This is a genomic window from Enterococcus sp. (assembly GCF_022711995.1).
Taxonomy (GTDB): domain Bacteria; phylum Bacillota; class Bacilli; order Lactobacillales; family Enterococcaceae; genus Enterococcus_D.
Genome location: NZ_JALAHI010000056.1, coordinates 1 through 6,700, shown reverse-complemented (window position 1 = coordinate 6,700; position 6,700 = coordinate 1). Strand labels below are relative to the sequence as shown.

The window sequence follows — 6,700 nt, the reverse complement described above, 5'->3', positions numbered from 1 at the left end:
CGTTGCTCGGTCAGACTTTCGTCCATTGCCGAAGATTCCCTACTGCTGCCTCCCGTAGGAGTCTGGGCCGTGTCTCAGTCCCAGTGTGGCCGATCACCCTCTCAGGTCGGCTATGCATCATGGCCTTGGTGAGCCGTTACCTCACCAACTAGCTAATGCACCGCGGGTCCATCCATCAGTGACACCCGAAAGCGTCTTTCAAATCAACACCATGCGGTGTCGACTGTTATGCGGTATTAGCACCTGTTTCCAAGTGTTATCCCCCTCTGATGGGCAGGTTACCCACGTGTTACTCACCCGTCCGCCACTCCTCTTTTCAAGTGAGTGCAAGCACTCGGTAGAAAAGAAGCGTTCGACTTGCATGTATTAGGCACGCCGCCAGCGTTCGTCCTGAGCCAGGATCAATCTCTCATAATAAAAGTTGAACACGATCTTGCGATCGTTAAGCTCATTTGTTTGCTAGCATATTGCTTCGCTTGTTAAAAATTGTTGTTTGTTTTCACCGTTGTGAAAACAACCTACACATTTGGTTCGTCTTACTTTGTTCAGCTTTCAAAGGTCTACGTTGTTACCTCGCAGCAACTTTTATATCATATCAAATCTTCAATTTGATGTCAACACTTTTTTTAAAAAAGTTTCAAAGTTTTTTCTGCTTGGCGTTGTCGTTTGTTTCAGCGACAACTTCATTAGTTTATCAGGTTGTTTGTTATTTGTCAACAACTTTCTTCCTGATTTTTCAAGTTTTTTTAAAACTTGATTTGTTATTCTATTTCAGTCGTTTCAGCGTTTTTGTTGCTCGCCTTGCGACATGTAATAATATACCAAGTTTCGGCGCGCAGGTCAATCAAAAATTGCATTTTTTTTGAAGTTTTTTTCGTTACCGATTGTTTTATTCCTTTTGCTCTTTATCGTTCGTTTTCTAACCTCTCGAGAATGGATTTCGACTGTTTTCCAGCCTGTTTCTTTACAAATAAAAAAACTGTCTATCGACTATGATAGACAGTTAAACTGTATTTATCTCATTGTTGGGAATAGTAATACATCACGAATTGATTGTGCATCCGTTAAAAGCATTACTAAGCGATCGATCCCGATGCCTAAACCACCGGTCGGCGGTAATCCATACTCTAACGCTTCAATAAAGTCTTCATCAACACCGTGAGCTTCATCGTTTCCTTGCTCACGTTCTTTTTCTTGTCCTTCGAAACGTTCACGCTGATCGATCGGATCATTCAACTCAGTGAACGCATTTGCGAATTCTTTTCCTACTATAAATAATTCAAAGCGGTCAGTGAATCGTCCATCTTCTGGATTTTTCTTCGCTAATGGAGAAACTTCAACTGGATGTCCATAAACAAATGTTGGCTGTTGCAACGTTTCTTCCACAAACGTTTCGAAGAATTCATTTAAAATGTGCCCTACTGCCATATTATCATTGATTTCTACGTTATGCTTTTTAGCCAAATCACGTGCTTCTTCAACTGACATTTCTTGCCAGAAGTCTACACCTGTCTGTTCCTTAATGGCATCAACCATATGAACACGTTTGAATTCAGAACCTAAATCTACTTGTTTCCCATCATAGGTAATAGTCGATGTACCTAATACTTTTTCAGCGGCATTACGAATGATTCCTTCTGTTAGATCCATTACATCTTTATAATCTGTATATGCTGTATAAGCCTCTAACATTGTAAACTCAGGATTATGCGTTGTATCGATTCCTTCATTACGGAAAACACGGCCGATTTCATAGACTTTTTCCATGCCACCTACGATCAGACGTTTTAAATGTAATTCCAGTGCAATTCGTAAATATAGATCCATATCCAAAGCATTATGATGGGTGATAAACGGTCTTGCAGTTGCACCACCGGCATCATTGTGTAAAACAGGCGTTTCCACTTCTACATAACCATTGCTGTCTAAGTAGCGACGAATTTCACTAATGATTTGACTACGCTTCATGAAACGATCAAAACTATCTTTGTTACTGATCAAATCAAGGTAACGTTGACGATAACGTTGTTCGATATTCGTCAAGCCATGATATTTATCAGGTAATGGGCGTAATGCTTTAGTTAGTAGGACGATCGTTTTCGCCTTAACAGTCACTTCTCCCGTATCAGTTTTCATGATTTGTCCAGTGACACCAAAGAAATCTCCAAGGTCAGCGTGCTTGAATAGCTCATACGCTTCATCCCCTACTTGGTCTTTGCGCACGTAGATTTGGATTTGGCCTTCGCGGTCTTGTAAGTGAGCAAATCCAGCCTTACCTTTTCCACGCTTTGTCATCATACGACCAGCAACACTTGCTGATAAGTCCAATTCATTTAATTCTTCTTTTGAGTTTTGGTCATATTGTTCATGTAACTCCCTTGAATTATGTGTACGGTCAAAACGTTTACCAAAGGGATCGATCCCTTCTTCACGTAAGTTTTCCATTTTTTCACGACGCACAAGCATTTGATCATTTAGATCGTCTAAGTGCGCTTGTTGTTCATCTGCCACTTTATTTCCTCCATTCTGAAATCACATACCATTATAATGCCACACTAAAACGAAAAAAAGCAAGCTGAACTTTGGATTCTGCCTGCTTTTTTTATTAGATTGTTTCCATTGTCTCTTTTTCTGCATATTTTTCTGCTTTTTCTACAAATGCATCTAACAAATCGATCATATCCTGCTGTGTCTCCGCTTGATTGATCGCAGCTTTTACTTTCGCTGCACGAGGGATTCCTTTTAAATAGTAGGCAGCATGCTGACGAAATTCTCTTGTGGCAATACTTTCCCCTTTTAGGTCTACCAAACGTGTTAAATGAAGTTTCGCTGTTTCGATTTTTTCAAAGGGACTTGGCTCAGGTATCAATACACCCGTTTCAAGATATTCTTTCGTACGTTGGATCATCCAAGGATTGCCTAAAGCTGCTCTGCCGATCATCACACCATCAGCACCCACATATTCGATCATTCGTTTTGCATCTTCCGGGGTTTTAACATCACCATTGCCCATAAAAGGAATCGTTAGATGACGTTTCACTTCTTTCAGCACTTCCCAATTGGCTTTCCCTTCGTACATTTGTACGCGAGTTCGTCCATGCATTGCGATAGCAGAAGCCCCTGCTTTTTCAGCAGCTAGTGCATTCTCTACAGCAAATAAGTGCTCATCATCCCAGCCGGTCCGCATTTTAACTGTTACAGGCAAAGAAACTGCTGAAGAAACGGCTTCAACCATTTCATAAACTTTATTTGGATCTAACAGCCATTTTGCACCTGCTTCAGCTTTGATGACTTTGTTGACTGGACAGCCCATATTGATATCGATGATCGCAGCTTTCGTATTTTCCTCAACAAATTTTGCTGCTTCAACAAGATTTTCTTTATTGCCGCCGAAAATCTGAACACTCAATGGGTATTCTCGCTCATCGATATAAAGCATCTCTAATGTCTTTTTATTTCTGTGCTGGATTCCTTTATCACTGATCATTTCACAAACAACTAATCCAGCACCAAATTCTTTCACAGTTACACGAAAAGCTGCATTGCTGATGCCCGCCATTGGTGCAACAACAACTCGATTGGGTATCTCAATATCGCCTATTTTCCACATCAAGCTTTCCCCCTATTTATTTCGAGTATTTTTGATTGCTTCATCCCTCAACGCGATCAAGTCTTCTTCACTATAATGGTACTTATTCCCGCAGAACTGACAAACTGCTTCTGCTCCATGATCTTCTTCGATCATAGCATTGATTTCATCAAGCCCTACAGCAATAATTGCTGTTCCAAACTTTTCTTTTGAGCAGTTACATTTGAATTGAACGGGCATTTTTTCTAAAATTTCGATCTCGTCTTTCCCTAATAGACGTTCTAAAATCCCTTCAGGAGATTCACCTTCATCGATCAAACGAGAGATCATCGGCACTTCCTGCAGACGCTGTTCAATAAAATCGATTGTCTTTTCATCTGCTCCCGGCATCACCTGAATCATAAAGCCACCAGCAGCTCTAACGTGTTCATCCGTATCAACTAAAACACTTAGACCGATGGCTGAGGGAATTTGTTCTGAAACAGCCATAAAATAAGTAAAGTCTTCGCCGATTTCACCAGAAACGATCGGTGTTTGCCCTGAGAAAGTTTCTTTCAAGCCTAAATCTTTGATCACAGTAAAGACACCTTCTGTCCCCACTGCTCCGCGAACATCGATTTTTCCGCTTTCATTAAGTGTTAAGCTGACATGCGGGTTCTTGATATAGCCTTTGGTATTTCCACTGCCGTCACTATCAACAACAATGCTTCCTGCCGGACCATTCCCTTGAACTTTGACCGTCAACTTATCTTCACCTTTTAGCGTTGCACCTAATAAGAGTGCCCCAACCATCGTTCTGCCTAATGCCGCAGTCGATGAGCTCCATGTATCATGACGTTCTTGTGCTTCTGAAATTGTATTTGTTGCGCAAACAGCATAAGCGCGAATCGATCCTTCATAGCATAATGCTTTTACTAAGTAATCTTCCATTTTATTTACCTCTTCTCACTTGAGACTTTATCTGACTCATTATCAGATAATACTAGGATTTCACTATTTTTTCAACTAAAGAATTTTGATAGGCTGCTTAATGATTGACAGTTTCAGGTACCTTGCGTTATTATGTACCTGTACTTAGTAATACATTGTACCTAGAAGAGTATGCATGAACGGAAGTGATCAAATGGATAAGTTAAGTGAGATGCTAAAAGGTATTTTAGAGGGCATGATGCTTCAAATCATGAGCGAAAATGAAGTCTATGGATACGAAATTGTTCGAAGATTGACAGCCATGGGATTTGCCGGAATGACAGAAGGAACGGTCTATACAATACTTTTGAGACTCGAACGCAATAAAATGGTTACTGTAACAAAAAAGCCATCTGAGCTGGGACCTCCTAGAAAATTTTATACGCTAAATGATAATGGAAAACAAGAACTCGCTGATTTTTGGGAACGATGGCAATTTTTATCAGATCGAGTGACAACCTTGAAAAACGGAAGGAGCAACCAACATGACCATCAATCATGAGACACAACAAAAAATCAAACAATTTGCTAAAGAGCAATCAACACTTTATTTGGACGATGCTGAAATGACTTATATGGAAAAATTACGTCGCAAAGCTGGCAAAAGCCGTGAAAAAATTGGTACAAAAATATCCAGATTCAAAAATACCTCTGATAAAAGCCGTGAAATGCAAGATGATATGATCCTATATATGAATGACTATATCAGCGATTTGATCGCTAATGGAATGAGCGAAGAGGAAGCATTTGAAAAAGCCAGTGGTGCTCTTCGTTTTTCAAGTCAAACAGATCAATCCGATGAACTTCAGGAACGTTTTGCTCAATATTACGCAGCGATCGATCCTGCCGATCATGAAATAATCGGGTTATTTTATGGAGGCTTTGCCGTATTGGGTTTAACGATCGGATCATTGGTCGGCTTCTTAGCTAGCGGAGGCGTACCGGAATTTATGCATACCGGCTGGATCTACACATTGATCGGCATCTTAGCTGGTGTCTTGATCGGAACTGGATTTGGTTTGATCGCTAATGCTATTTTGACCCCAAAATCCAAAATATAGACTTGATCGAAAATACAAAAAAAGCGGTGTAGTATTCGTACTACATCGCTTTTTATTGTTTATTTGTAACGATCTTCAAAGTTATTGCGATCATATTCAGAATCATCTTTTTTGTCTTCATCTTTTGTTTCAGACTGGACAGTTTCTTCTGTTTTTTCATTGTTCGCTTTTACTTCTTCTGCTTCGTCGTGCAATTCTTTTTTCGCATCTTCAAAGTCTTGTTTTTCTTCAGCTTGTTTTTGTGCGTCTTTTTCTTCTAACGCACGTTTTGCTTCTTCAAATGTTTGGGCCTTTTCACTTGGGAATTGGCTATCGATAACATCTTGAGGCATAACACCATCTTCAAACAACGACTTGATGCTGCGCGCATCTAATGTTTCAAATTCAAGTAGTTTTTCTGCGATCAGTTTGTGTTGAGCACGATGTGCTTCGATGATTTCATGCGCTTTATCATGAGCTTCCATCAAGATACGGCGTACTTCTTGATCGATTTCAAATGCTACTTGTTCAGAGTAAGCTTTAGTTTGACCATAATCACGGCCAACAAAGACTTGATGGTTTCCTTCATATTGAACAGGACCTAATTTGTCGCTCATCCCATATTCAGTGACCATACTGCGCGCAATTCCTGTTGCTTGTTCAAAGTCATTTGATGCACCAGTTGATTGAACACCGAAGATGATTTCTTCTGCTGTACGTCCGCCAAGTAAGCCAACGATTTGTTCAAACATATCTTCTTTAGTCATCAAGAATTGATCTTCTTTTGGTAAAGCGATCATATATCCGCCAGCACGTCCGCGCGGAATGATCGTTACTTTGTGAACGATACGAGCACGGCTTAGAACTAAACCAACAATCGTATGTCCCGCTTCATGATATGCAACCATTTCACGTTCTTTCTTGTTGATCACACGATCTTTCTTCGCTGGTCCGGCAATCACGCGATCTTCTGCTTCATCCACGTCGGACGCATCGATTTTCTTTTTATTACGACGAGCTGCAACTAAAGCTGCTTCGTTTAAGACATTTTCTAGATCAGCACCAGCAAAGCCTGGTGTTTGTTGTGCAACAACTTTTAAGT

The 6,700-nt window shown here is 40.4% G+C and carries 5 protein-coding genes, 1 rRNA gene and 1 pseudogene; 2 read left to right on the top strand and 5 right to left on the bottom strand.

Annotated features, from left to right (window positions below; translation table 11 throughout):
• From Q0A12_RS05580 to hslO, 4 genes are all read right to left on the bottom strand, one after another.
• A 16S ribosomal RNA gene (locus tag Q0A12_RS05580) occupies nt 1-417 on the bottom strand; the annotation flags it as partial.
• A 597-nt stretch (nt 418-1,014) separates the two neighbouring features.
• The gene (lysS, locus tag Q0A12_RS05575) at nt 1,015-2,511 is read right to left on the bottom strand and encodes a lysine--tRNA ligase (RefSeq protein WP_291291674.1); all 1,497 of its coding nucleotides are present in this window, start codon (nt 2,509-2,511) and stop codon (nt 1,015-1,017) included.
• 94 nt (nt 2,512-2,605) lie between these two features.
• The gene (dusB, locus tag Q0A12_RS05570; protein WP_291291673.1) at nt 2,606-3,610 is read right to left on the bottom strand and encodes a tRNA dihydrouridine synthase DusB; all 1,005 of its coding nucleotides are present in this window, start codon (nt 3,608-3,610) and stop codon (nt 2,606-2,608) included.
• Nucleotides 3,611-3,622: 12 nt separating this feature from the next.
• A complete protein-coding gene (hslO, locus tag Q0A12_RS05565) occupies nt 3,623-4,519 on the bottom strand; it encodes an Hsp33 family molecular chaperone HslO (protein ID WP_087642045.1) in 897 nt (298 codons plus the stop codon).
• Between the two features lie 193 nt (nt 4,520-4,712).
• Between hslO and Q0A12_RS05560 the strand changes: the two genes are divergently transcribed.
• Both Q0A12_RS05560 and Q0A12_RS05555 read left to right on the top strand, forming a co-directional pair.
• Complete coding sequence (locus Q0A12_RS05560) at nt 4,713-5,060, top strand: PadR family transcriptional regulator (protein WP_087642079.1); 348 nt, start codon at nt 4,713-4,715, stop codon at nt 5,058-5,060.
• Complete coding sequence (locus tag Q0A12_RS05555; protein ID WP_291291672.1) at nt 5,044-5,619, top strand: hypothetical protein; 576 nt, start codon at nt 5,044-5,046, stop codon at nt 5,617-5,619. Before Q0A12_RS05560 ends, Q0A12_RS05555 begins: the two co-directional genes overlap by 17 nt.
• 59 nt (nt 5,620-5,678) lie before the next feature.
• Here Q0A12_RS05555 and Q0A12_RS05550 read toward each other — a convergent pair.
• Nucleotides 5,679-6,700 (bottom strand): annotated as a pseudogene (locus Q0A12_RS05550) (cell division protein FtsH); the annotation flags it as partial.